The organism is Pseudomonas sp. PsB, from assembly GCF_043658375.1.
In the GTDB taxonomy this organism is placed as follows: Bacteria; Pseudomonadota; Gammaproteobacteria; order Pseudomonadales; family Pseudomonadaceae; genus Aquipseudomonas; species Aquipseudomonas putida_Z.
Map to the genome: position 1 here is coordinate 1 of NZ_JBIGLU010000038.1, position 26379 is coordinate 26379.

Consider the following 26379-nt stretch of genomic DNA (forward strand, 5'->3'; position numbering starts at 1 on the left):
CCCTCGATTTCAGCTGCGCAGCACATATTGCCGGGGCCGCTTTGCGGCCCTTTCGCGACACAAGGCCGCTCCTACAAGTACTGCATAGGCCTTTTGGGCTGCGGCTCTGGCCTAGGAGGCGCTGCGGGTGACCGCCATCGAGGACAGCGAGATCGTGCTGGTGGATGTGGCCTGAGGCTTTCGCCTTGCGACGCGTTCTCTGTAGGAGCGGCCTTGTGTCGCGATCGGGCTGCGCAGCAGCCCCTCGATTTCAGCTGCGCAGCACATATTGCCGGGGCCGCTTTGCGGCCCTTTCGCGACACAAGGCCGCTCCTACAATTTAGGCCTTTTGGGCTGCGGCGCTAGCCTGGTGTAGCCACTTCGGCGAGCACCTCGGCCGAGGTGGTGACCTGGCGGAAGTGATGCTTCCACAGGTCGATGCCCAGCTTGCCCGACCTGTCGAGCGAAGAGCCTACCGTCATGTCGGTGACCAAGGTGGGCATCAGCCCCGCATCGAACAGGGCGAAACCGGCGGCCAGCACACAGGTTTCGGTCTGCAGCCCACATACCAGCACGCGCTCCACACCCAATTTCTTGATGTAGTCGATGGCCTCTGCGCTCTGCCCGTAGCCATGCTTGACGAACACCTGGTCGGCCTCGACAAGGCTGTCGTCCTCGGCCGCCGGGTGCCAGCCAAGCTGGCGCTCGAACGGCGTGACCTGTTCGTCGTGCAACTCGACCGAGGCAATGGTGGGGATATTCGCCGACAACCGGCGCAGGCCATCGACCAGCCACTCGGGCGGGCTGAAGGTGGACTGGACATCGACAATGAGCAAAACCTGGCGCATGGGCGGATTCCGGGCATGGGCAAAGGCGCGGAGTATAACGCGATCGCCTGTGGTAAAGGCCTCAATGCCACGCTGCCAGGCTGTCCCCCTGGCGGAAGAATGCCCTCAGGTGCTCGACGAAGCACGACACCTTGGCCGACAGGTTCAGGCGTTCCAGGTACACCGCATAGATATCCGCAGGCGGCGTCTGGTAATCGCCCAGCACCTCCACCAGGCGCCCGCTGCGCAGGTGGTCGGCCAGGTTCCACTCGGCCCGCAGCAGGATGCCCTGCCCGTCCAGCGCCCAGTTCAGGGCGACCTCGCCATCGTTGGTGCTGAGGCTGCCATGCACCTTCACCGACTCGCTCTGCTTGCCGCGGCTAAGCCGCCAGATACCGAACGCGGCGTCGTTCTGGCGCAACACGATGCAATTGTGGCTGGCCAGGTCCTTTGGCGATTCGGGGGTACCGTGAGCTTCCAGGTAACCGGGCGACGCGCACAATCGGCGGCGGTTGGCCGCGATCTTGCGGGCGATCAGCCGCGAGTCGGGCAGCTCGCCAAAACGGATGGCCACATCGATGGCATCGTTCGGCAGGGCAATGGGGCGGTCGGTCAGGTGCAGCTGCACCTCCACCTCGGGGTAGCGCTTGGCAAACGATGACACCGCCGGCCCCACGTGGGTACGGCCAAAGCCCAGCGGCGCATTGACTCGCAGCAAGCCCTTGGGCTCGGCGCGGCTGCTGGACACCTGCCGCTCCATTTCCTCGATCTCGCCCAGTATGCGCTTGGCATTCACCAGGTAAGTCTCGCCCTCGGCGGTAAGGCTGATGCTGCGTGTGGTGCGGTTGAGCAGGCGCACGCCCAGGCGCTGTTCCAGCTGGGCCAGGCGCTTGGAGACCGCTGGCGGGGTCAGGTTCAGTTCGCGAGCAGTGCCCGCCAGGCTACCCACCCTGATCAGCTGGGTGAAGAACGCCAGCTCCGATACCGGATTCATAATTAACTTGAGGGAAACAATGAGTTGAATTTCATTGTATTACAGCATTTTTGAAAAACCATTACCTTTTGCCCTGCGTGATTAACCACAAGAAAGCTGGGCTCTTCGGCCGCCAAGGCCAGGTGTGACCTGCACCCCTCACGAGCAGCCCGGCCGCCAGATAAATCCGACTCACAACAATAATTCGGAGACGGCAATGGCCAAGCGATTGTTCGGCAAGTTGTTCGGCAAGCTCTACGTACAGGTATTGATCGGCGTAACCCTCGGGGTGCTGATCGGAGTGTTCTGGCCACAGGTTGGCGCTGACCTGAAGCCCATTGGTGATGCCTTCATCAAACTGATCAAGATGGTCTTCGCCCCGATCATCTTCGCCACGGTGGTGCTGGGCATCGCCAAGATGGAAAACATGAAGGAACTCGGCCGCGTCGGCGTGCGCGCGCTGATCTACTTCGAAGTGCTGTCCACCTTTGCCCTGGTACTGGGGCTGGTGGTGGTCAACATCGTGCAGCCCGGCCAGGGCATGAACGTCGACCCTGCCACCCTGGATGCCAAGAGCATCTCCACCTACACCGCCGCGGCAGCCGGCAACAGCGGCGGCTTCATCGACTTCCTGCTGCATGTGATACCCGGCAGCGTGACCGATGCCTTCGCCAAGAACGAGATCCTGCCGATCCTGCTGTTCAGCACCCTGTTCGGCATCGCCCTCTCCCACCTGGGCCCGCGCGGCAAGCCGATGGTGGATGTGCTCGAAGCGTTCTCCCACGGCATGTTCTTCATCGTCGGCATGATCATGCGCGTGGCACCGCTGGCCGCCTGCGGGGCCATGGCCTTCACCGTGGGCAAGTACGGGCTGGGCTCGATCGTTTCGCTGGGCAAGCTGATGGCGACCATGTACCTGACCTGCTTCCTGTTCGTGGTGGTGGTGCTGGGCGCCATTGCCCGGCTGTGCGGCTTCAACCTGTGGAAGTTCCTCAAGTACCTCAAGGAAGAACTGTTCACGGTACTGGGTACCAGCTCATCCGAGTCGGTGGTACCGCAACTGATGAACAAGCTGGAAAAGGTTGGCGTGTCCAAGCCTGTGGTCGGCCTGGTGATCCCCTCGGGCCTTACCTTCAACCCGGACGGCCAGTGCATCTACTACACCATGGCCGCCATCTTCATCGCCCAGGCCACCAACACACCGTTGACCCTGATGGACCAACTGATCGTGCTGGGTGTGCTGCTGCTCACCTCCAAAGGCTCTGCAGGCGTAACCGGCTCGGGCTTCATCACCCTGGCCGCGACCCTGGCGACCATGGACAACATCCCGGTGGCCGGCATGGTCCTGCTGCTGGGCGTGGACCGCTTCATGTCCGAAGCCCGGGCCATCACCAACACCATCGGCAATGCGGTCGGCACCTTGGCCATCGCCAACTGGGTGGGTGCGCTGGACAAGCAGCGCATGGCCCAGGCCCTGGACGGCCAGCTGCCGGCCGACCCCGAACCCGAACCCGAGGCCGCTGCGCCGCACCCTGCCCTTGCACGCATGGAGGCCGGCACACCCGCACCCTGATCTTTCGAAAAACAGCAAAAAGAACCCGCCTTGTGATGCAGTGAGGAAATAATCATGGACAAAGAAACAGCCGTGTCATCGCTTACCGACGTGATGGCCAAGTTCACCGCCTATATCGGCAAGCGCCTGCCCCGCGACGTCAAGGAAAAGACCGCCAAGTTGCGCGCCGCCGAAACCAACCCGCTGGCCATCGCCGTGTACGACTCGATGGCCGACAACCAGGAATACGCCGACAAGCTCAACCGGCCCAGCTGCCAGGACACCGGCGTCATCCAGTACTTCGTCTCGGCGGGCGCGCGCTTCCCGCTGCTGGGCGAGATGGAAGGCATCCTCGAGAACGCCACCAGGGAAGCCACCATTCAGGGGCCGCTGCGCCACAATGCGGTGGAAACCTTCATCGAGAAGAACACCGGCACCAACACCGGCTCGAAGATCCCGTGGCTGGACTGGGAAATCATCCCCGATGCCGACTACGCCATCGTCGACGTGTACATGGCCGGCGGCGGCTGCACCCTGCCTGGCTCGGCCAAAGTACTGATGCCGGGGCAAGGCTATGAAGGGGTGACCGAGTTCGTCTTCGATGTCATCACCTCGCGCGGTGTCAACGCCTGCCCGCCACTGCTGGTGGGTGTAGGGGTATCGACCTCGGTGGAGACGGCGGCACGGCTGTCGAAGAAGGCCATCCTGCGCGAAGTGGACTCCAGCCACCCCAACGAAAGCGCGGCGATGATGGAAAAGTTGCTGGAGGAAGGCCTCAACGAAATCGGCATCGGCCCGCAGGGCCTGACCGGCAACAGCAGCGTGATGGGCGTGAACATCGAGTCTTCGGCCCGCCACCCGTCCACCATCGGTGTGGCGGTGTCCACCGGCTGCTGGGCGCACCGCCGCGGCAAGATCCGCATCAATGCCGACCTGTCCTACGACATCCTCTCGCACGAAGGGGTAGTACTGTGAAAAAGATCCTGAGCACACCTATCAGCGACGAAGACCTGGCCAACCTCAACGTGGGCGATGTGGTCTACCTCACCGGCCAACTGGTGACCTGCCGTGACGTTGCCCACCGCCGGCTCATCGAACTGGGCCGCGAGCTGCCGGTCGACTTGCGTGGCGGCGCGATTTTCCACGCAGGCCCCATCGTCAGGAAGAAGGACGATGGCAGTTTCGAGATGGTCTCCATCGGCCCGACCACCAGCATGCGCATGGAAAAGTTCGAGAAGCAGTTCATCGAGCAGACCGGCGTCAAGCTGATCGTCGGCAAGGGCGGCATGGGCCCGGAGACCACGACCGGTTGCCTGGAGAACAAGGCAGTGCATGCAGTGTTCCCGGGCGGCTGCGCGGTGCTGGCGGCGACCCAGGTGGAAGAGATCGAGCGTGCGGAATGGCAGGACCTGGGCATGCCGGAGACGCTGTGGGTGAACCGCGTGCGCGAGTTCGGCCCGTTGATCATCTCCATCGACACCAAGGGCAACAACCTGTTCGAGCAGAACAAGGCCCGGTTCAACGAACGCAAGGGGGCGGTGATCGAGAAGATCAACAGCCAGGTGCGGTTCATCAAGTAAGTGCGTGTGACATGGGGCCGCTTTGCGGCCCATCGCGACACAAGGCCGCTCCTACAGGGGTATCACCAAGCCTGAGGGCAGTGATACCCCTGTGGGAGCGGGCTTGCCCGCGAATGGGCCGCAAAGCGGCCCTTGTCACGCTTTCTCTGGCCCTCAACCTGCCAGGTTGAAGTCCGCTGCAGTCACCGTGGTTGCATCCGTTACCCCCACCAGGCGGATGGAGTCGGTACCGATGCTGACCAGCGTGTCATTGCCGACATCAGCGATGGTGACGCTGCCGGCAAAGGTGGCCGCGGTGATGTTGAGGGCAGCGATATCCAGCCGGTCCTGGCCACCCTGCGGAACAGCGTCGAAGTTGATGATCAGGTCATTGCCGAAGCCGGCAGCGAACTGGAAGACATCATTGCCGTCAGTGGCCATCATGGTGTCGTTGCCGGCACCGCCCACGACGGTATCGTTACCCGCCCCACCGTTGAGGAAGTCATTGCCGGCACCACCCTGCAAGGTGTCGTTGCCAACGTCACCAAACAGCGTGTCGTTGCCGTCGCCACCCTGCAACACATCGACGCCGTTGCCGCCGTCAAGGCTGTCATCGCCGGCACCACCCTGCAGGTTGTCGTTGCCGGTGTCCCCAAACAGCGAGTCGTTACCGGCGCCGCCGTCGAGGGTGTCGTTGCCAGCGCCACCGTTCAGGGTGTCGGTGCCCAGGCCGCCGAGTAACTGGTCGTTGCCAGCATCGCCGTTCAGCGTGTCGTTGCCTGCCGCGCCGGTGATGATGTTGGCCAGGCCATTACCGGTACCGGTGAAGTTGCCCGCCCCGATATAGGTCAGGTTCTCGACGTTGGCACCCAGGGTGTAGCTGGCCGCCGTGGCACGCACGGTATCTGTACCGCCCGCCGTAGCCTCGACCACCACATCGCCGGCGTTATCCACCACATAGGTGTCGTTGCCAAGGCCACCGACCAGGCGGTCGATACCGGCACCGCCATTGAGCAGGTCGTTACCGGCACCACCGGTGATGGTGTTGGCCAGCGTGTTACCGGTGCCGGTGAAGTTGCCTGCCCCGGTAAAGGTCAGGTTTTCGACGTTGGCACCCAGGGTGTAGCTGGCAAGGGTGGTCTGCACCAGGTCGACACCACCGTTCAGCGCCTCGCTCACGGTGTCGCCGAGGTTGTCGACCACGAAGGTGTCGTCGCCTGCACCGCCAACCATGGCATCTGCACCTAGCCCGCCGTTGAGGGTGTCGTTGCCGGCACCGCCGTCGAGGCTGTCGGGGTCGTTACCCCCATTGAGGATGTCGTTACCATCCCCGCCGAACAGTTGGTCGGCACCACCCAGGCCGTTGAGCACATCGTTGCCGCCCAGCCCCGAGAGCGTGTCGTTGCCCGCACCACCGGTCAGGGTGTTGGCCCCGGGAGTACCGACCAGCACCACGCTCGGCGGTGGCACCACCGCGGCAGTTGCGGCCGAGGTCAGCGACTCCTGGGCGCCGAAGGCGTCGGTGTAGCTCACGACCACCCGCAACTGCCGGTTACCCTGCTCGAAGCCCGGGGTGAAGGTTGCAGCAGTGGCACCCGCGATGTTGCTGAAGGTGCCGCCAATGTTCTGCTGCCACTGGAAGCTGAACGCGCCCAGCCCATCCAGGTCGGCGATACTGCCGGTGAGCGCGGTCAGCGTCTGGCCCTGGTCTGGCGTGGTGTCGCTGATCAGCACGGCACCGGTGGGCGCATCGTTGACGTTGGCCACCGGGTCGAGGATGTCGGAGGCGATGCTTTCCTGCACACCAAAGTCATCCACGTAGCTGACCACCACCCGCATGTTCTGCCCCACCTCGTTCTGGGTGAGGAGGAAGGTGCTGTTGATGGCGCCAGCAATGTCGACCCAGCCGGTCCCCCGGTTGGACTGCCACTGGAAGGTGAACCGCGGGTTGCTCAGGCCGTCGGCATCGACGATGGTTGCCGGGTTGGCGGTGAGCGTCTGGTTCTGCACCAGCAGCCCGGTCACGGTAGGCCCGGCGGTCGGCGCGTTGTTCGGCGCCGAATCGACGATTTCCAGCGTGCCCTTGGTGTCCTGGTACACTGCGCGTACGCGGATGTTCAGCCCCGCCACATCGTCCGTGACCCGGTAGGTGCTACCGACGGCTCGCGAAACCTCGCCGGCAGCAACGAAGGTGATGTCTTCATAGACACCCGAACCTGGCAGGGTCTCCACTTGCCAGTAGTACGCCACCGGGCCGGTGATCGCACCGGTCAGGTTGGTCGCACTGACGTTGTCCGCGTCATGTACCGCCAGCGGGGTGACCCGCAGCAGCTGGCCGCTGACCGGTGTGTCGTCACGCACGCCGGTGGCAGCGTCAAGGATCACCAGGCTGCCGGTGGGGCCGGCGTTGACCGCGGTACCCACACCGGAGGCTTGCGAGCCATCCGAGAACTGCAGGCGCTCGATGCCGGTCAGGCGGTCGACACCATCACGCCCGGCCACCGAGTCGGTGACGATCACCGAGTTGCCATCGACCACCACGCTATAGTCGGTGGCCACCCCCGAGAACACCGCCGTGTCGTAGCTGTCGGTGCCGCTCAGGATTTCACGGACGATCACCAGCTGGCCCGGGTTGTAGGTGCCATTGAGCATCAGCGGCACCATCGGCTCCATGCTGTCGTAGCTGGCGATTTCCGGGCCGGTGCCGTCGCTGTTGGCGCGCACGCTGATGCGCACGTTCAGCCACTTGTCACCGTCGAGGATGTCGTCGCCACCACGGCCTTCGATCAGGTCGCTACCACTGCCGCCGAGGATGATGTTGCCACCGTCGTAGAACGTTGCCCCGGCAGCCAGCAGGCCGGACAGGCCGTTGATCAGGCTGATGTTGGTCAGCACGCTGCCGTTGGCGCCGTTGGTTGGCAAGGTGGCAGAAGTTTCGCTGTCACCACGCAGGAAGTCGCCATGGGCCGAACCCGACAGGCCTTCCATGATGTCGAAGCGCACCAGTGCAGACGCGCCCGAACCCGGTACCGGCGGCACATCGAAGAAGCGGTCGCTGAAGTCGGCAGTCACGCCCTGGGCCAGGCCCTTGAAGGTCGCCCAGTCGTAGCCGGAACCACCGATGTAGCGGTCACCGAAGCCCAGGCTGCCGACCATGATGTCGTCGCCGCCTTCACCGTTGAACTTGTCGTTCTCGTTGCCACCGATGAACACGTCGTTGCCGATGATCGGGTCGTTGCCGAGCGGGTCGAAGTTGTCGCCAGGCGCACCGTCCGAGGTGCCCTTCTCGATCCAGTCGTCACCTTCGTTGCCCATGTCCTGCTCGTTGGCCTTGCTGCCCAGGATAAAGTCGTTGCCCTGGCCGCCAATGGCTTCGGAGGCGTCCTCACCGGTGACGATGAAGTCGTTGCCGAAACCGCCGATGATCAGGTTGACGCCATTACCGCCGTGCAGCACATCGTTGCCGTCGCCGCCCTGGATGTTGTCGTCACCACCCATGTCGCTGATGATGTCGTCGCCGGCACCACCACGCAGCTGGTCGTTGCCGTCGCCACCCTCGATGCGGTCGTTGCCGCCATCGCCCCAGACCGTGTCGTCACCCTCGCTGGAAACCAGGATGTCGTCACCGTTGGTGCCACCCAGCACGATATGCTGGTCACCGGCATAGCGGATGTAGTTGGTGTCCGGGCCTGCTGTCAGCGGGCTGTCGCGGAACACCACCTTCTCGCCGTTTTCGCCCAGTGGGTCGGCATTGCCCAGCCCTTCGTTGAACTGCTTGCTCTGGTCCACTTCCAGGTAGAAGCCAACGTCGGAGAACACCAGGCCCGGCAGGTGGGTGGCCGAGGTGTTGGCCATGATCAGCTTGGCGAACGAGTTGCTTTCCAGCTCGGCGTTCATCGACAGGCCGGCGGTGCGCTCCAAGTAGTAGAAGCGGTCGCCGTCCTGCAGTTTCTCCATCTGGTTCTCGAACACGAAGTTGAAGGTGCTGCCGAGCATACCGCCGAACGGGGTTTTCGCTTCGGCCAGGCCGCCGATCCACAGGTCGATGGCATCGACCCCGGTTACGGTCACTGCCCTCAGGTCATCGGCGTTACCCAGCACACCATCCCTGCCAGGCAGATTGACGTTGGCGTAGGCGCCGGTGCTGTTGAGGAAGTCCAGGCGGTCGCCCGGCGCGCCGGCGCCGCCGAACACCAGGGCCATGGCCGCCGCGCGTTTTTCCAGCAGCGTGGTGGCCTCGGTGATGGTGCTGTGGGTGCCGTAGGCAGCGATGAAGTTGATCAGCGACTCCGGATGCTTCAAGTGCTGCACCAGGTCGACCCAGCTGGTGTAAGGCTTGAGCTGGGTATCGCCGGTTTGCGCGTAGATGTCGCGGCGCACAGCGTTCAGCGAAGGGATACCGACGTCGCGGCCACGGGCGATGTTGATCGCCGGCAGGTCCAGCGGCAGGCCGAGCAGGTTGTTGCGCAGCGCCTCGGTGACGAACTCGTCGATCTCGTTACCGGCCTGGCGGGTGACCCCGCGCACGATGGCGCTGGTGGCATCCTCGGGGGTGACGCCACTGGCGGCGTACGCCAGCGGGTTGAGGAACGCCGCGATCAGGCCCAGTTGCTGGTCGGGGTTGGCGCTGGCCGGGTCGCTGATGACGGTGAAGTCGACGTCGAAGCGGTCAACGGTCTCGGTCAGCATCGAGTGGCCGAAGCGGTACACGGTGTGGGCGAATTCGGCCACGATCGACGCATCGAGGTCGACGTCATACACCTGGGTCGGGGCGAAGAACAGGTCGACCCGCGGCTGCACGGTACGGGCGAACTCCTCGAACACCAGGTGCTGGTACTGCATCTCGGTACCGAACTTGGCGGCCTGGAACAGCCGCTCGCCATTCCACACCAGTGCGTCGATTGCGGCCTGGTCGGCCGGCAGCACGGTTATCGGGTTGAGCAGCCACTCGTTGATAAAGGCCAGGTCACCCGAATCGAGCACGGTGTCCATGGTCTGCGCCACCAGCCGGTTGTGCTCGGAGTGGAAGATCGCATGCACGGCGGTCAGGCCGATGTTCTCGTTGACCCTGCCGTCGCCAGCGATGTAGTGCGCATCGAGCAGTTCGTTGTCGTAGGCCAGGTTGGCGCCGGTCTGCGGGTTCACCGGCACGGCGTTGCCCACATCGGTATCGGCATCAGGCGCCAGTACGCCGTTGCTGAACACCGGCACGGCATTGTGGGCGATGTCGGCAAGGAACTGGTGACCGGTGCGCACGGCGTTGGTCAGGTCGATCGGCGCCAGCGGGTTGCCTTCGACCTGCTGGTCGTCGGCCGTGCCGGCAATGCCGTCGGCATCTTTCATGATTACCATCGGGAAGCCGTTGGGCCCCTTGATGAAGTTGCCGTAGGCGTCGGTTGCCAGCAGCGGTACGTTGTCGACGTCGGCATCGGTCAGGTTGATACCCAGTACGTCACGGGCCTGGGCCTTGACCACCTTCCAGGTCGCCATGCCGCCGATTTCGGTGTCGTCCGCGGTGCCGTACTTGCCATCTGCCCCCAGGTCACGGTTGGTGATCAGGCGGCCGGTGGCGACGGGAGCACCGTCGACCGTCACATAGGCGCGCAGGAACACCTGGTGTGAAGGGTGCGAGCTGTAGGTCTGGTTCTGGTCCACGAACGGCGAGGTGGTATTGGTGTGCTCGTGGATATCGTCGGCCGTGCCAAGCACGCCGTCCGGCCCAGGCTGGTTGGTCGCACGTGTCACCACCATGAAGTTGGTGAAACCGCCCTCCACGTACAGCGGGTCATCCGGTTGCAGCGGGATGTAGATGGTGCCCGAGCCCCCCTTGGTGACCAGGTCCAGGCCATGGTCGAAGAACTGGCCGAAGAAGGTCATCCAGGCGTTGAACGGCGCGGACAAGCCGGCATCGGCGGCGGTGTTCTCGAACAGGTACACGTCGTGATCGTCGTCGGTGCCGAACTGGCCGTCCAGGCCCGGGCTGGCGACGATGCGCACGCCGTCCTTGAGCACGTCGTCGTTGCCCTCGACGCCGAAGTTGAGCACGCCGTCCGCACCCGGGTCATACGCGGTGGCATAGGCCGCCGGGTTGTTGGAGGTCTGGTCGACGATCAGGTTACTGATGGTGCGCGGCTGCGAGTCGAACACCGGGCCGCTGGTCTGCTCGTACGACGAGCCCGGAATGGCCGGCGAACCAGGGCCGAAGAAACCGGCCGGTGCACCTTCGGCCGGGTTGAACACCGGGTCGGTCACGCGCGGGAAGACGTTGTCGGCGGCACCGAACTGGGTGTTGTTGATGCCGTTGAGGTTCATCAGGTTGTTGTTCGAGCCATCCACCGCACGCAAGCCCAGCGGCGCACGGATGTTGGGCAGCAGCGAGAGGATGTCTGCTCCGTTGGCGTCGGCCTCGGCGATCTTGATCTGCTCGAGGATGAAGTTGAGGTCGGAGCGCACCATGTGCAGCCCGGCACCGCCAGCTGTGGCATCCGCCACCGGCGTGGCTGGCGTCGGTACCACAGGCGCGCCCGGTTGCACCACGGTGGTGGGCTGGGAGAACAGCACTTCGGTGGTGCCATGGGCGTCCTGGTAGATCGCCTTGACCCGCAGGGACAACCCGGCCAGGTCTGGCGACACCTTGAACGTGGTGCCGTCGGCACTCTGGAACGCCAGGTCGCCTGCCGGCAGCAGGATGATGTCTTCGAACACACCGCTGCCCGGGGTGGCCTCGAACTGCCAGTAGTACGACACCGAACGGTCAGCGAGCGTGCCAAGCGGGTTGCCGGCGCTGATGTTGTCGGCATCCCGCACGCCGGCCACGTTTACCGTAAGGAGGTCACCCACGGTAATCGCGCCGCCGTTGTTATCAGTAACGGTCGGGCTGCCGACAGGCTGCGCATTCAGCCCTTCCACCAGCACCCGCTGGCTGTCTGCGAACTGCAGGCGCTCGATGTGCAGCAGGGTATCGACGCCATCGCGGCCGGCCACGTTGTCGGTCACCGTCCAGACGTCATCGGAAGTGTCCAGCGTACCTTTGGTGTTCTGCGTCACCGTGTACTCGCTCTGCACCCCCGAAAACACCGCCGTGTCGAACGCCGCCCCACCCGTCGAGGTGCCGGGCAGGATTTCCCGCACGGCCTTGAGCTGGCCAGGGTTGTAGGTACGGTCGAGCATGAACGGAATCATGTCGACCATGCTGTCGAAGCTGGCGATTTCAGGGCCGGTGTGGTTGACGTCTCCCGGCGCGTACACGGCGATGCGCACGTTGAGCCACTTGTCGCCGTCGATCAGGTCATCACCGCCACGGCCTTCGATCAGGTCGCTGCCGTTGCCGCCGAGCATGATGTTACCGGTGGCAAAGCCGGTGGTCGGCAACCCGGCATCGGCCAGGAACTGCTGCAGGCCACGGATCAGCGCCACGTTGGTCAGCGCACTACCGGTAGCACCACCATGGTTGAGGATGGTCACGGCATCGACATTATCGCCCTTGAGCACATCGGCGAAGTTCGAACCGGACACGCCCTCGACCTCGGCGAAGCGGTCGAGGATGGAGGCCGGCGAGGCGCCGACCGGGTTGAAAATACCGGTGTTCTGGTTCGGTGCGTTGCCATGAGGCTGAGCCAGGGCGGCCAGGGTCAGGTCGACGGTGACGCCGACCTGGTCATTCTTGTTGGTAACCCAGTCGAAACCGGACATGCCATCCATCTTGTCCTGGGCATCGCTGCCGACAAAGATGTCATCGCCGCCCTCGCCTATCATTTCGTCGAAGCCGCCACCACCGACGAAGATGTCGTTGCCGACCACTTCGTCACCCAGCAGCGGCGCAAAGTTGTCGCCGGGCGCACCGTCCTGGGTGCCCTTCTCGATCCAGTCGTCACCCTCGTTGCCGGTCGGTGGCAGGTTGGTCTTGGCGCCGAGAATGAAGTCGTCGCCCTGGCCGCCGAAGGTGGTGCTGATGTCCTCGGTGGTGATGATGAAGTCCTGGCCGTTGCCGCCCAGGATCAGGTTACCGCCCACCAGCATGCTGCCGGCGACGATCACGTCGTTGCCGTCGTTGCCTTCCAGGCGGTTGTCGCCGAAGGAGTCGGTGATGATGTCATCACCGGCACCGCCCAGCACCGCATCGTTGCCCGCACCGCCTTCCAGGGTGTCGTTGCCGGCGTCGCCGTAGACGGTATCGTCGCCCTCACCGGAGATGATGATGTCGTTGCCGGAGGTGCCGCCCAGCACCACGTGGTCTTCGCCGGTGTAATGCAGGAAGTTGGTGTCGGTGCCCACGGTATCGGGGTTGTCGCGAATCACCAGCGACACCACTTCGACGCCGTTGATCATGATGCCGCCAGTCGGGTCGGCCCGGCCATCGGCGCCCAGGCCGGTGAACTGCTTGGTCTGGTCCACCTCGAGGGTGAAGGTCGGCGTGAGGAACACGGTGTTGGACAGGTGGGTGACATCGGAGTTGAGCATGATCAGCTTGGCGAAGGAGTTGTTCTCCAGCTCGGTGCCAAAGTTCATGCCCGCGGTGCGCGAAAGGTAGTAGAACCGGTCGCCGTTCTGCAGCGCTTCCAGCTGGGTCTCGAAGACGAAGTTGAAACTGGAGCCGAGCATGCCGCCGAATGGCATTTTCTGTTCGGCCAGGCCGCCGACCCAGAAGTCGATGTCATCGACACCGGTCACGGTCACCCCGCTGATGTCATCGGCGGTGCCGGGGATGCCGTCCGCGCCGGCCAGTGTCACGTTGGCATAGGCGCCGGTGCCGTTGAGGAAGTCCAGGCGGTCCGCTGGCGCGCCCTCACCGCCAAGCACCAGCGCCACGGCGGCGGCGCGCTTGGCCGCTTCGGTGTCCGCCCCGATAATGGTGGCGTGGGTACCGTAGGCGGCGATGAAGTTGATCAGCGACGCCGGGTGCTTGAGATGGTCGGCAAAGTCGGCCCAGCTGATGTAAGGCTTGAGCTGGCTGTCGCCGGTCATGGCATAGAAATCGCGCCGCGCCTCGTTGAGGGTGGGGATGCCGGTGTCACGGCCACGGGCAATGTTCAGCGCGGGCAGGTCCAGCGGCAGGCCAAGCAGGTTGTTGCGCAGCGCCTCTGTGACGAACTCGTCGATTTCGTTGCCCAGCTGACGGGTGACGCCACGGATGATCGCGCCGGCCGCTTCGTCGGCGGTAGCGCCACTGCCGGCGAAGGCCAGCGGGTTGAGGAAGGCAGCGATCAGGCCGAGCTGCGGGTCGCCGTCCACCGGGGCGAACGCCGGGTCGAAGCGGTCGACGGTCTCTGTAAGCATCGAGTGACCGAAGCGGTACACCACATGGGCGAACTCGGCGAGGATGGCCGGGTCGATCGAGGTGTCGTAGCCATTGGGGGCCAGGAACTCGTCGATCTGCGGCTGGATGGTGCGGGCGAACTCTTCGAACACCAGGTGCTGGTACTGCATCTCGGTGCCGAACTTGGCCGCCTGGAACAGCCGCTCGCCGTCCCATACCAGCGCGGCAATTTCGGCTGGCGTGGTGGGGATGGCAGCGACATCATCGATCAGCCACTGGTTGAGGAACGCCACATCGCCGGAAGCCAACAGGGTGTCCTTGGTCTGCTGCACCAGGCGGTTGTGCTCGGAGTGGAACACATGGTGCACGGCAGTCAGGCCGATGTTCTCGTTTACCCGGCCGTCGCCGGCGATGTAGTGGGCGTCGAGCAGTTCGTTGTCGTAGGTCAGGTTGTTGCCACCCGGCCCCACCGGCTGTGCGTTGCCCACGGCAGTATCGGCGTCGGCCTGCAGCACACCGTTCACGATCACCGGCGCGGCGTTGTGGGCGATGTCGTCAAGGAAGCCATGCCCGGTGCTCACGGCATTGGCCAGGCTGATCGGCGCGTCGCGGTTGCCTTCGACCAGCGTGGTGACGTCGTCGGCGGTACCGGCGATGCCGTCGGCGCCATTGTTGACGCGCATTACCACCTGCGGCATGCCGTTGGGCCCGCGCAGGAAGTTGCCGTAGGGGTCGGTGGCCAGCAGCGGCACGCTATGCACATCGGCATCGGTCAGGTTGATACCCAGCAGGTCGCGGGCCTGGGCCTTGACCACTGCCCAGGTGGCCATGCCACCGCTTTCACCATTGCCATCGTCGGCGGTGCCGAAGCGGCCATCGGCGCCCAGGTCACGGTTGGTGATCAACCGCCCGGTGGCTACCGGGTCGCCTGCGGCATTGAGCGTGTATTCACGCAGGAACACCTGGTGCGAGGGGTGCGAGCTGTAGGTCTGGCTCTGGTCGACGAACGGCGAGGTAGTGTTGGTCTGGCCATCGTCGGCAGTACCCACCACACCATCGGCGCCTGCAGTACGCACCGCGCGCGGCAGCACCATGAAGTTGGTCGGGCTACCTTCGACGTACAGCGGGTCGTCCGGCTGCAGCGGGATGAACACGACGTCGGTGCTGCTCTTGGTGACCAGGTCCAGGCCGTGGTCGAAGAACTGGCCGAAGAAGGTCATCCAGGCGTTGAAGCCGGCGGTCAGGCCGACGTCGGGCGACACGTTGGGGATGAAGAACACCTCCGTGTCGTCAGCGGTGCCGAATACCCCGTCGATGCCGGGGCTGATCACCGGGGCGGCGCCGCCATTGGCTTCGACCGCTGCCGGGTTGTTCGCCGTCTGGTCGACGATCAGGTTGCTGATGGTGCGTGGTTGCGAGTCGATGACCGTGCCGGTGCCGGCATAGTCGCCGGTGAAGGATGGGCTGAGCAGGCGCAGGAACGAATTGTCGGCGGCGCCGAACTCGCTCTGCCCGGTCACCAGGTTGTTGTAGCTGCCGTCCACGGTACGCAGGCCGAACGGCACCTGGCTGTTGGGCAGCAGGTCGATCAGGCTGGCGCCATCGGCATGCGCTTCGGCGATGAAGATCTGCTGAAGGATGAACTCCAGGTCCGACTTGCTGAAATCTGCCATTTCAATTGCCCTCGATCTGTCGGGAGATGACTCAGGGCAACAGGGTCCTTCCCGCGCCCAGTCAATGTGACGTGCGCAGTTCTGATTCTGGGTTCTGGGGCAGTTGGGCACTACGGTGCTGCGTTATCGCCACTGGCCTCATCGCCGGTTAGCCGGCTCCCACAGGAATGGCGGGAACCTTGTAAATGGTGCGATACAGGTAGGCACCGCACACACATCGACCCCAGCTCGCACAGGGTCCGAATACATCAGACTAAAGTCGTAGAAGAAAACCTTGTCAATATCCCGTCAAAAATTCACGCAACGCTGACAGCGCTATACAACTTACTGTTTTCACGGCACTTATGAAAAGTTCAAAGATTTTATAGAGCAAAAAGATATTACCGAGTGTTTTACTGCAACCTACGCTCCAGCATGTGGGAGCAGCGCAGCGTTTTGGACCATTCGCCCTCAGAGCGACCCGCCTGCGAGCCGACCAGAAGCCACAACTACCGCTGTACGGGCCGCCGCAAGGGCTTCCCGTTTGTGATAAAGGGAGGCCCCGATGCACAAGCCACCACGCACTCGTTCCGAGCTGGCCGACGTGCTGTTCCGCCTGCGCCGCAGCTTTTTTGCCCTGGCCGCCTTCAGCGGCGTCATTAACGTCATGATGTTGACGCCAGCTATTTATATGTTGCAGGTGTACGACCGCGCCCTGGTCAGCCGCAACGTCACCACCCTGACCATGCTCACCTTGCTGGTGATCGGCCTGTTCATGCTGATGTCGGCCCTGGAGATGGTCCGCACCCGCGTACTGATCCGGGTCGGCAACTTCCTCGACATGGATCTGAACCGACGCATCTTCAGCGCTGCCTTCGAACGCAACCTGAGCCGCGCCGGCGGCAACCCGGCCCAGGCCTTGCAGGACCTGACCCAGGTACGGCAGTTTCTCACCGGCAACGGCCTGTTCGCCTTCTTCGATGCCCCGTGGACGCCGATCTACCTGCTGGTCTGCTACCTGATCCACCCACTGCTGGGGCTGGTGACGTTGATCGGTTCGCTGATCCTGGTGGGCCTGGCCTACCTAACCGAGAAGGCCACGCAAAAACCCTTGGCCGAGGCCAACCAGGCGGCACTGTCCTCGGCCAGCTACGCCAACAACAACCTGCGCAACGCCGAAGTGATCGAAGCCATGGGCATGCTGCCAGCGATCGGCAAGCGCTGGTTTCAGGGCCATTTGCGCATCCTGCAGATGCAGACCCTGGCCTCCGACCGCGCGGCGATCATCAGTAGCACCGGGCGCTTCGTGCGCATTACCTTGCAATCGGTGATCCTCGGTGCCGGCGCACTGCTGGCGATCGAAGGCAAGATCACCCCCGGCATGATGATTGCCTGCTCGATCCTCACCGGCCGCGCCCTGGCCCCGGTAGAACAGGTGATCGCCGCGTGGAAGCAACTACAAGGCAGCCGTTCCGCCTGGGGCCGGCTCAACGACCTGCTGCACGACTACCCGCAGCGGCCACCAAGCATGTCGCTGCAACGGCCAATGGGCATGCTGGCCGTGGAAAACGTGGTCGCCGGTGCTCCCGGCACCAGCACCAGCATCGTGCGCGGGGTCAGCTTCAGCCTGGTCCCGGGTGAAAGCCTGGGCATCATCGGCCCGTCGGCTTCGGGCAAATCCACCCTCGCCCGCCTACTGGTAGGCGTGTGGCCGACCCAGGCCGGCAAGGTGCGCCTGGACGGCGCCGACATCTTCACCTGGAACAAGGCCGAACTCGGCCCCTGGCTCGGCTACCTGCCGCAGGACGTGGAGTTGTTCGAGGGCACCATCGCCGAAAACATCGCACGCTTTGCCGAAGTGGACAGCGAAGCGGTGATCCGCGCTGCCCGCAGCAGCGGTGTGCACGACATGATCCTGCGCTTCCCGCAGGGCTACGACACCCGTCTGGCAGCCGACGGCAGCCCGCTGTCCGGTGGCCAGAAGCAACGCATCGCACTGGCCCGCGCGCTGTATGGCGAGCCGAACCTGGTGGTGCTGGACGAGCCCAACGCCAACCTCGATGACGTTGGCGAAAAGGCGTTGGTCGATGCGTTGGCCGAACTCAAGGCGCGCGGGGCCACGGTAATCCTGATTTCCCACCGGCCCAATGTGCTGTGCGCGGTCGACAAGGTGCTGATGCTGCGTGACGGTGCCGTGCACATGCTCGGCAGCCGCGACGAAGTGTTCGCGGCGCTGCGCAAGGCCAGCGTGATCCCGACGGCGACCGCTGCGCCGCTGGCGTCGGTAAAAGTACGGGAGTGACCGATCATGCAGATGACCCAACACACCGAGTTGATTCCCGCCGAGGCTCGCAACGAGATCGACCTGGACATTCATCGGCCGGCACGCTGGGGCGTGTGGCTGGTCGTCGCCGGCTTTGGCGGTTTCCTGCTGTGGTCGGGCCTGGCGCCGCTGGATGCCGGTGTGGTCGCCACCGGTACCGTAAAGGTCAGCAGCAACCGCAAGGCCGTGCAGCACCTGACCGGTGGCACGGTCGAGGCGATCCTGGTGCGTGAAGGCGATGTTGTGAAGAAAGGCCAGGAGGTGGTACGCCTGGACGCCCTGCGCGCGGTGGCCGAACAGGGTGCGGTCAGTGCCCAGTACATCGTCAGCAAGACCGTGGAGAACCGCCTGGAAGCCGAGCGCGATGGCCGCGACCAGGTCACCTTCGACCCTGCCCTGCTCAAGCACTACGGCGGCGACCCGCGCCTGCTGGCAGCCATGGACCTGCAACAGCGCCTGCTGGACACCCGCCGCGCGGGCCTGGCTGGCGAACTGAGCATCCTCGAGGAAAACCTGGCTGCCACGGCGGTGCAGCTCAAGGGCCTGCAGCAGGTGTACGGCGCCCGCGCCTCGCAGATCGGCTTCCTCAACCAGGAACTGCAAGGCACACGCGTGCTCGCCGCCGAAGGCTATGTACCACGCAACCGCCTGCTGGAGCTGGAGCGCAACAATGCCGACCTGTCCGCCGGCCAGGCCGAAAACCTCAACAACATTGCCCGGGCGCGCAGCCAGGCCACCGAGATCAAGCTGCGCATCCTGCAACGCCAGCACGACTACCTCAAGGAAGTGGAATCACAGCTGACCGATACCGCCAAGGAGAACACCACCCTGGCCGATCGCCTGCGCGCGCTGGACTACGAAGTGACCCATACGGTGATCCGCTCGCCGATCGACGGCATGGTCCAGGCCCTGAGCATCGCCACGGTCGGCGGCATCATCCAGCCAGGGGCCAAGATCATGGAGGTGGTACCGCTCGACCAGCCGTTGCAGGTCGACGCGATGATCCCGGTGCAGGCCATCGACAAGATGGTGCCGGGCCTGGACGTGGACCTGGCCTTCCCGGCCTTCAACCATGCGAAGACGCCGAATATCCCGGGGCGGGTCAAGACCATCTCCGCCGACCGCCTGATGGACGAAGAAAGCAAGCAGCCGTACTACCTGGCCCAGGTGGAAGTGACGCAGGACGGCATGGCCCTGCTGGGCAGCAACCATATCCGCCCCGGTATGCCGGCCACCGTCACCATCAAGACCGGCGAGCGCAACCTGCTCAGCTACCTGCTCAAGCCGATGCTCGAACGCGTGGACGCCTCGTTCAAGGAGCAATGACATGAATCGCCCGTGCCTGATGTTGTGCCTGTTGGGGTTGTCCGTACAGGCCAGTGCCATGGACCTGAAGCAAGCCTGGGACCTGCTGCAGTACCAGGGCCCGATCTACCGCGCCGCGGTGCACGAGAAAGAAGCCGGCAGCGAGAACCGCGCCATCGGCCAGGCCGGCCTGCTGCCGCAGATCAACGCTGTGGGTTACTTCAACAAGGTCAATGGCAGCCAGCGTCAGAGTGGACGGGACAACGACCTGGACTATGACTCCAAGGGTGCCAACGTGCGGTTGCGCCAACCGCTGTTCAACAAGCAGAAGATGGCCGAATACCATCAGGGCCAGCAACGTGCCGACTACAGCGTGGCGGTGTTCGATGCCAAGACCCAGGACGCTGCGGTGCGCCTGGCCGATGCCTACTTCGACGTGCTCCTGGCCAGCGAAACCATCACCCTGGCCAAGGCCAAGCTGAATGCCTTCGAAGAGCAGCTGGCGTCGGCAAAGCGGCGCATGGAGCTGGGCGCCGGCACCATCACCGACATCGACGAGTCGATAGCCCGTCGCGACCTGGCCGAGGCCGACCTGATCGAGGCCCAGGACAACCTGGTCAACGCCCGCCGCAAGCTGGAGGAATACATCGGTGAAACGCCGGAGTCGCTGACCACCTTGCAGCCGGGCTTCAACACACCGCCGCTGATGCCGGGCAACCTGCAGGACTGGCTGGTCAAGGCCCAGGCCGACAGCCCGTTGATCCATGCGCGCCGGCACAACTACGAGCTGGCCGAAGAAGAAGTGAAACGCGCCCGCGCCGGGCACTGGCCGACCCTGGATTTCGTGGCGGGCTATACCGCCGGCAGCAGCCAGTCGATCTCCGAACTGAACCAGCGCAACCACTACAGCTCGATCGGGCTGGAGCTGAACATTCCGTTGTACAGCGGCGGCAGCACCAGCGCCCTCACCCGCCAGGCCAGCGCCAACAGTTCCAAGGCCCTGGATGAACTGGACGCCACGCGCGAGGAAGTGATTTCCGGCACCACCCGCGAGTACCGCGGCGTGCAGAGTGGCGCCTTGCGCATTCAGGCGCTGGAAAAGGCCGTAGCGTCCAACGAACGCTCGCTGCTTTCGGCCCGCAAGGGTTTCAGGGAAGGCGGCACCAGCACCAACTCGGATGTGCTCAATGCCGAGGAGTTGCTGTTTGACGCCCGGCATGACCTGTTCGAGGCGAAGCTGAACTACCTGATGTCGCGGCTGCGCCTGGCATCGTCGGTGGGCAGCCTGGGGGATGACGATATCCAGCAGATCAACGATTACCTCGGGCCGGAACTGGTGGTGAGTAACTGATGGCAACGGCCCTTGTAGGAGCGGCCTTGTGTCGCGATCGGGCCGCGGAGCGGCCCCCGGATTTCAGCTACGCAGGACAAATTGCCGGGGCCGCTTTGCGGCCCGATCGCGACACAAGGCCGCTCCTACAACGAACCGTACAACCCTCGCTGCCCCCATAGCTGCGCCTCTCCTCTTCAGGCTATGATCGGTCACCCCGCCGCGGACGCCCTGCCCCATGCCCGTAGACCTCCAAGCGTTATACCCCAGGCTGATCCACCTGATGCTGGACACGGTGTTCGTGGTCGACCGGGACAACCAGATCGTTTTCGTCAGCGATGCCTGCGAGGCGCTGCTGGGCTACCGGGCCTGCGAACTGATCGGCACCCCGATCACCGACTACATGCACCCTGACGACCTGGCGATCACCCGCGCATCGATCGTCCGGGTGATGAACGGCCAATCCCACTACGACTTCCGCAACCGCTACATCCGCAAGGATGGCGGTATCGTGCATATCCTGTGGGCCGCCTGCTGGTCCGATGAGGCCGATGCCCGCATCGGTGTGGCGCGGGATGTCACCGCCCAACGCCAGGCCGAGGAGGAACTGCGCTTCCTGGCCCACCATGACCCACTCACCCGCCTGGCCAACCGGGCCATGTTCAATGACCGGCTGGACGCAGCCCTTGCCGCGGCCCGGCACCACAACCACCCGCTGGCGTTGCTGTTCATCGATATCAATGACTTCAAGGACATCAACGACAACCACGGCCACAGCGTGGGTGACCGGGTGCTGTGCACCCTGGCGCGGCGCCTGGAAGGCTGCGTAGGTGCGACCGATACAGTGGCGCGGATGGGTGGTGACGAGTTCACCGTGCTGCTGACCGACTACGTGTCGCCAGAGGCCATCGCCGAGCAGGTGGCACGCATCCTGGCCGCCATGGCCGAGCCACTCGGCGCCGAGTTTGCGGGCATCGACGCGCCATCCTGCAGCATTGGCGTGGCCCGTTTCCCCGAGGACGGCAACGATGCCGACATGCTGCTGCGCCATGCTGACGGCGATATGTACCGGATCAAGCGACAGCGCGCTGCAGCCGGCTGAGCGCTTTGGCGGCCGCCAGCGGAAACGAGCACGACGGAGATGACCATGCGCAACCCTGAAGACGCCTTGCTCGACAGCTGGCAGCACAACGCCCAGGCCTGGATCGATGCGGTGCGCAGCGGCAGTATCGACAGCCGTCGCCAGGTCACCGACCAGGCCATCCTGCTGGCCATTCTTGGCCGCCAGCCCGAACGGGTGCTCGACCTGGGCTGTGGTGAAGGCTGGCTACTGCGCGCGCTGGCCGACCGGGGTGTCGAGGCGGTAGGTGTGGATGGAGACCGGGCGCTGGTGGATGCCGCGCGTGCTGCAGGCTCCGCCGAGGTGCACCTGGCCAGCTATGCACAGCTGGCCGCCGGGCAGGCCTATGTTGGCAAGGACTATGACCTGATCTGTGCCAACTTCGCCCTGTTGCAGCAGGACATCATCCCGCTGCTGGCGGCGATGAATGCGTTGCTGGCGCCCGGCGGTGCGCTGGTGATCCAGACCCTGCACCCGTGGAGCGTGGCGGATGGGGATTACCAGGATGGCTGGCGGGAGGAGGCGTTTGCCGGGTTCGCCGGGGATTGGCAGGTGATGCCCTGGTACTTCCGTACCCTGGCCAGCTGGCTGAACGCGCTGGACATGGCGGGGTTGCGGCTGGTCAGCCTGCAGGAGCCACAGCACCCGCAGAGTGCGCTGCCGCAGTCGCTGCTGTTGGTGGCCGAACGCCCTTGAAGCATACGCGGTCGGTGTAGGAGCGGCCTTGTGTCGCGATGGGCCGCAAAGCGGCCCCAAGATTCATGCGGTGCTGCTGAAATCCTGGGGCCGCCTTGCGGCCCATCGCGACACAAGGCCGCTCCTACAGGGACCGCGCCGGGCTCAGAGGACCGGCTTGCGCGCCGCCCCGCTGCGGGCCTTGGCCATGGCTGCCAGGCGCACCGCAACGTTGGCCGCACCGTAACCGGCGTACCCTCCCTTGCGCTGGATGATCTCGAAGAAGAAACGCTCTTCGAACGGCTCGGTGTACACGTGGAACAGCTCGCCGCCCTGGGCATCGCGGTCGTACAACACGTTGTAGTACGCCAGTTCGCTGAGGAACTCGTCGTCGAAATCGAAACGCGCCGCCAGGTCGTCGTAGTAGTTCAGCGGGATCTCCAGCAGCGGTACCCCAGCCAGTTTGGCCCGCGCCACTTCGCGGAAGATGTCGTCGCAATCGAAAGCGATGTGGTGCACGCCCGAGCCACGGTAGCTGGACAGCGCATGGGCGATGGCGGTGTTGCGGTTTTCCGAGATGTTCAGCGGCAGGCGCAGGGTGCCGCACTGGCTGCGCAGGGCGCGGCTCTTGACCAGGCCATAAGGGTCCGGCAGCACCACTTCGTCGTCGGCAGCGAAATCGAACAGGCTCTTGTAGAACAGCACCCAGCTGTCCAGCGACTCGGCCGGCAGGGCCAGGGCCATGTGGTCGATACGGCGCAGGCCGCCGGTGGCCGTGGCATTCTTGTCCAGGCTGAAGTCGGTGTCGTACAGGGTCTGGCCGGCAGTGCCCTGCTCCACCAGGTACAGCAGGCTGCCATCTGGCGCTCGTACCGCCGGCACTTCGCACTCGTTGGGCCCGACCAGGCCACGGAACGGCTGGCCACGGAAGGCGGTGGCGCGCTTCAGGGCGGCTTGCTGGTCCTTGACCCGCAGCGCGGTGGCGCACAGCGACGGCCCGTGGGCCTCGAAGAAGTTGTGGCCGAAGGAATAGGGTTCGGCGTTCAGCACAATGTTGATATCGCCCTGGCGCAGCAACTGCACCTCTTTGCTGCGGTGCTTGCCGGCATCGGCAAAGCCCAGGCGCTTCAGCCAGCTGCCCAGGCGCGCGCCAACGGCTTCGTCGACTGCGAATTCGAGGAACTCCACGCCGTCATAGGCACTGGCCGCCGGTGGGGTGAACAGCACACCGGGCTCGATCGAAATACCTTCCTGCTCCAGGCGCAGGCGGGTGTGCTCTTCGAGGTACAGCAGCGAACGCAGGCCGTCGGCGGCATTCTGCCGGGGCGGTGCGGCGCGGAAGCCGTCGTTGAAGATTTCCAGCGACAGCGGCCCGCGGTAGCCGGTGGCAAGGATTGGCGCCAGGAAACCGGCCATGTCCATCTCGCCCTGCCCCGGGAAGCAGCGGAAGTGGCGGCTCCACTCCAGCACATCCATGGCCAGGATCGGCGCGTCGGCCATTTGCACGAAGAAGATCTTGTCGCCGGGGATATCGCGGATCGCGCTCGGATCGCCCTTGAGCGACAAGGTGTGGAAGCTGTCGAGGATCACCCCGAGGGCCGGGTGGTCGGCCTGGCGCACCAGGTTCCAGACTTGCTGGTAGGTGTTGACGTGGCGGCCCCAGGCCAAGGCTTCGTAGCCAATGCGCAGGCCGCGTTTGCCAGCGTGCTCGGCCAGCAGGCGCAGGTCGTCGACCAGCAATTGCTCTTCGCCCAGCGCATCGGCCTGGACGTTGCTGCATACCAGCACCAGGTCGGTGCCCAGTTCCTGCATCAGGTCGAACTTGCGCTCGGCGCGGTCTAGGTTTTTCTGCAGGCGGTCGCGGCGGCAGCCCTCGAAATCGCGGAACGGCTGGAACAGGGTGATGGCAATACCCAGGTCGGCGCACATCTGCCGTACCTGGCGCGGGCTGCCGGCGTAATAGAGCAGGTCGTTTTCGAAGATCTCGACGCCGTCAAAACCGGCGGCGGCGATGGCTTCGAGCTTTTCCGGCAGGGTGCCGCTCAAGGACACGGTAGCGATCGAACGCTGCATGGCGGGAGTTCCTTGTTGTTAGAGGGTTGAGGCCAGGGCTGCCTGTACCGGCCCAATCGCCGGCAAGCCAGCTCCCACAGGATTGGCGCATACCTTGTGGGAGCTGGCTTGCCGGCGATTGGGCCAGACCTGGAAAATCAGGACCACAGTTCCTGGCACGATCGATTATTCGCAGGTAAAGTCGTCGCTTCAATCTCTTTGTACGGAATGGTTAGTTTTGCGTTCGATTATCGCACAAAACCGGTTTTAGCGAATTGCCAGTCCACTGGCCCGTGGTCAACATGAACCACAGACGCAGGCACACCGACCCTCGCCTCCTGCCTTGGCGAATCTCCGGCGGAACCTGTGCAAACAACAATAACAACGGAGACAACGATGGCTCACTCCAGCTCTCAAGCCAAGAAAGCGACCGCCAGTGGATGGATAGGCTCGGCACTCGAGTACTACGATTTCTTCATCTATGCCCAGGCCGCTGCGCTGATTTTCCCGCAGATCTTCTTCCCCAACACCGACCCGAAAATGGCCATCATTGCCTCGCTGGCCACCTACGGCGTGGGTTACCTGGCGCGCCCGGTCGGCGCCTTCGTGCTGGGCCACTGGGGTGACACCCGCGGCCGCAAGAACGTACTGCTGCTGTGCATGTTCCTGATGGGCCTGTCGACCATGGCCGTGGGCCTGCTGCCCACCTACCACGACATCGGCCTGCTCGCCCCGGCCTTGCTGGTGGTGCTGCGCCTGATCCAGGGCTTTGCCGTGGCCGGGGAAATCTCCGGTGCCAGTTCGATGATCATGGAGCACGCACCGTTCGGTCGACGGGGCTACTACGCCAGCTTCACCCTGCAAGGCGTGCAGGCTGGCCAGGTGTTGGCGGCGGCAGTGTTCCTGCCACTGGCCTACTTCATGCCCAGCGAAGCCTTCAACGACTGGGGCTGGCGCATTCCATTCCTGATGAGCGCCATCGTGCTGATCGCCGGCTTCATCATTCGCAAGGAAGTGCACGAAACCCCGGCGTTCGTGAAGGAAGAGAAGCAGGACAAAGTCGCCAAGTCGCCGATCAGCGAAGCCTTCCGCCACAGCTGGAAGCACATGGTGCTGGTGATGTTCATGGCCCTGATGAACGTGATCCCGGTAGTCGCCACCATCTTCGGTGCGGCCTACGCGGTGCAGCCAGCCTATGGCATCGGCTTCGACAAGAGCGTGTACCTGTGGATTCCGGTAGTCGGCAACATCGTCGCGGTGCTGGTGATTCCATTTGTCGGCAATCTGTCCGACAAGATCGGCCGTCGCCCGACCATGATCGCCGGTTGCCTGGGCTCGGGCCTGCTGGCTTTCGTCTACCTGTATGCGATCAGCATCCAGAACGTACCGCTGGCGTTCGCCTCTTCCATCGTCATGTGGGGCATGGTGTACCAGGGTTACAACGCGGTGTTCCCAAGCTTCTACCCAGAGCTGTTCCACACCCGCTACCGTGTTTCGGCCATGGCCATCGCGCAGAACATCGGCACCATGCTGACCGCCATGCTGCCGGCGCTGTTCGCCCTGGTAGCCCCGCCTGGTTCGGACAACATTCCGCTGGTGGTCGGTGGCCTGGCGTTCTTCATCACCTGCGTGTGTGCCCTGGCAGCGTACATCGCCCCGGAAACCCATCGCCTGGCGATGGAAGACCTTGGCAACCCCGATGCCAAGCCGATGGACAAGACCGCGTATGAGGCTAGCCGTAAAGGGAGCTTTCAGGCAGTGAGCCACTGACAGATT

Annotated in this window: 13 protein-coding genes; 9 read left to right on the top strand and 4 right to left on the bottom strand. The window is 64.2% G+C overall.

Annotation, left to right across the window (positions count from 1 at the left end):
• Positions 1 to 341 precede the first annotated feature (341 nt).
• Together ACGLHT_RS26105 and ACGLHT_RS26110 are read right to left on the bottom strand one after the other, a co-directional pair.
• Entirely contained in the window at positions 342 to 827 is a 486-nt protein-coding gene (locus tag ACGLHT_RS26105; protein ID WP_137163584.1) for an isochorismatase family protein, read from the bottom strand.
• Positions 828 to 888: 61 nt separating this feature from the next.
• Positions 889 to 1800 (bottom strand): LysR substrate-binding domain-containing protein, encoded by a 912-nt coding sequence (locus ACGLHT_RS26110; protein ID WP_137163583.1) that lies wholly within the window; start codon positions 1798 to 1800, stop codon positions 889 to 891.
• A 196-nt stretch (positions 1801 to 1996) separates the two neighbouring features.
• On the opposite strand from ACGLHT_RS26110, the gene ACGLHT_RS26115 reads away from it, so the two are divergent.
• From ACGLHT_RS26115 to ttdB, 3 genes are read left to right on the top strand one after another with little or no spacing between them, the layout of a single operon-like run.
• Entirely contained in the window at positions 1997 to 3352 is a 1356-nt protein-coding gene (locus ACGLHT_RS26115; protein ID WP_274120262.1) for a dicarboxylate/amino acid:cation symporter, read from the top strand.
• A 54-nt stretch (positions 3353 to 3406) separates the two neighbouring features.
• Entirely contained in the window at positions 3407 to 4306 is a 900-nt protein-coding gene (gene ttdA, locus ACGLHT_RS26120; RefSeq protein WP_013972067.1) for a L(+)-tartrate dehydratase subunit alpha, read from the top strand.
• Entirely contained in the window at positions 4303 to 4911 is a 609-nt protein-coding gene (gene ttdB, locus ACGLHT_RS26125) for a L(+)-tartrate dehydratase subunit beta (protein ID WP_003259286.1), read from the top strand. The genes ttdA and ttdB overlap by 4 nt, the downstream gene beginning before the upstream one ends.
• Before the next feature lie 153 nt (positions 4912 to 5064).
• Here ttdB and ACGLHT_RS26130 read toward each other — a convergent pair whose 3' ends face one another.
• A complete protein-coding gene (locus ACGLHT_RS26130; RefSeq protein ID WP_274120261.1) occupies positions 5065 to 15819 on the bottom strand; it encodes a peroxidase family protein in 10755 nt (3584 codons plus the stop codon).
• A gap of 544 nt (positions 15820 to 16363) precedes the next feature.
• On the opposite strand from ACGLHT_RS26130, the gene ACGLHT_RS26135 reads away from it, so the two are divergent.
• The 5 genes from ACGLHT_RS26135 (at position 16364) to ACGLHT_RS26155 (ending at position 22572) form a co-directional block, all read left to right on the top strand.
• Positions 16364 to 18100, top strand: a complete 1737-nt coding sequence (locus ACGLHT_RS26135; protein ID WP_274120260.1) for a type I secretion system permease/ATPase — start codon at positions 16364 to 16366, stop codon at positions 18098 to 18100.
• A 6-nt stretch (positions 18101 to 18106) separates the two neighbouring features.
• Positions 18107 to 19447 (top strand): HlyD family type I secretion periplasmic adaptor subunit, encoded by a 1341-nt coding sequence (locus tag ACGLHT_RS26140; protein WP_054572805.1) that lies wholly within the window; start codon positions 18107 to 18109, stop codon positions 19445 to 19447.
• Between the two features lies 1 nt (position 19448).
• Positions 19449 to 20777 (top strand): TolC family outer membrane protein, encoded by a 1329-nt coding sequence (locus ACGLHT_RS26145; RefSeq protein ID WP_137163579.1) that lies wholly within the window; start codon positions 19449 to 19451, stop codon positions 20775 to 20777.
• A gap of 217 nt (positions 20778 to 20994) precedes the next feature.
• Entirely contained in the window at positions 20995 to 21858 is an 864-nt protein-coding gene (locus ACGLHT_RS26150; RefSeq protein WP_137163578.1) for a sensor domain-containing diguanylate cyclase, read from the top strand.
• Between the two features lie 45 nt (positions 21859 to 21903).
• A complete protein-coding gene (locus tag ACGLHT_RS26155) occupies positions 21904 to 22572 on the top strand; it encodes a bifunctional 2-polyprenyl-6-hydroxyphenol methylase/3-demethylubiquinol 3-O-methyltransferase UbiG (protein WP_274120259.1) in 669 nt (222 codons plus the stop codon).
• A 144-nt stretch (positions 22573 to 22716) separates the two neighbouring features.
• Here the strand turns inward: ACGLHT_RS26155 and quiC are convergent, their stop codons facing one another.
• Positions 22717 to 24624 (bottom strand): 3-dehydroshikimate dehydratase QuiC, encoded by a 1908-nt coding sequence (gene quiC / locus ACGLHT_RS26160; RefSeq protein WP_274120258.1) that lies wholly within the window; start codon positions 24622 to 24624, stop codon positions 22717 to 22719.
• A 375-nt stretch (positions 24625 to 24999) separates the two neighbouring features.
• Here quiC and ACGLHT_RS26165 point away from each other — a divergent pair, with 375 nt between their 5' ends.
• On the top strand, positions 25000 to 26373 hold the full coding sequence (locus ACGLHT_RS26165; protein WP_025338609.1) for an MFS transporter: 1374 nt from the start codon (positions 25000 to 25002) through the stop codon (positions 26371 to 26373).
• Positions 26374 to 26379: the final 6 nt, after the last annotated feature.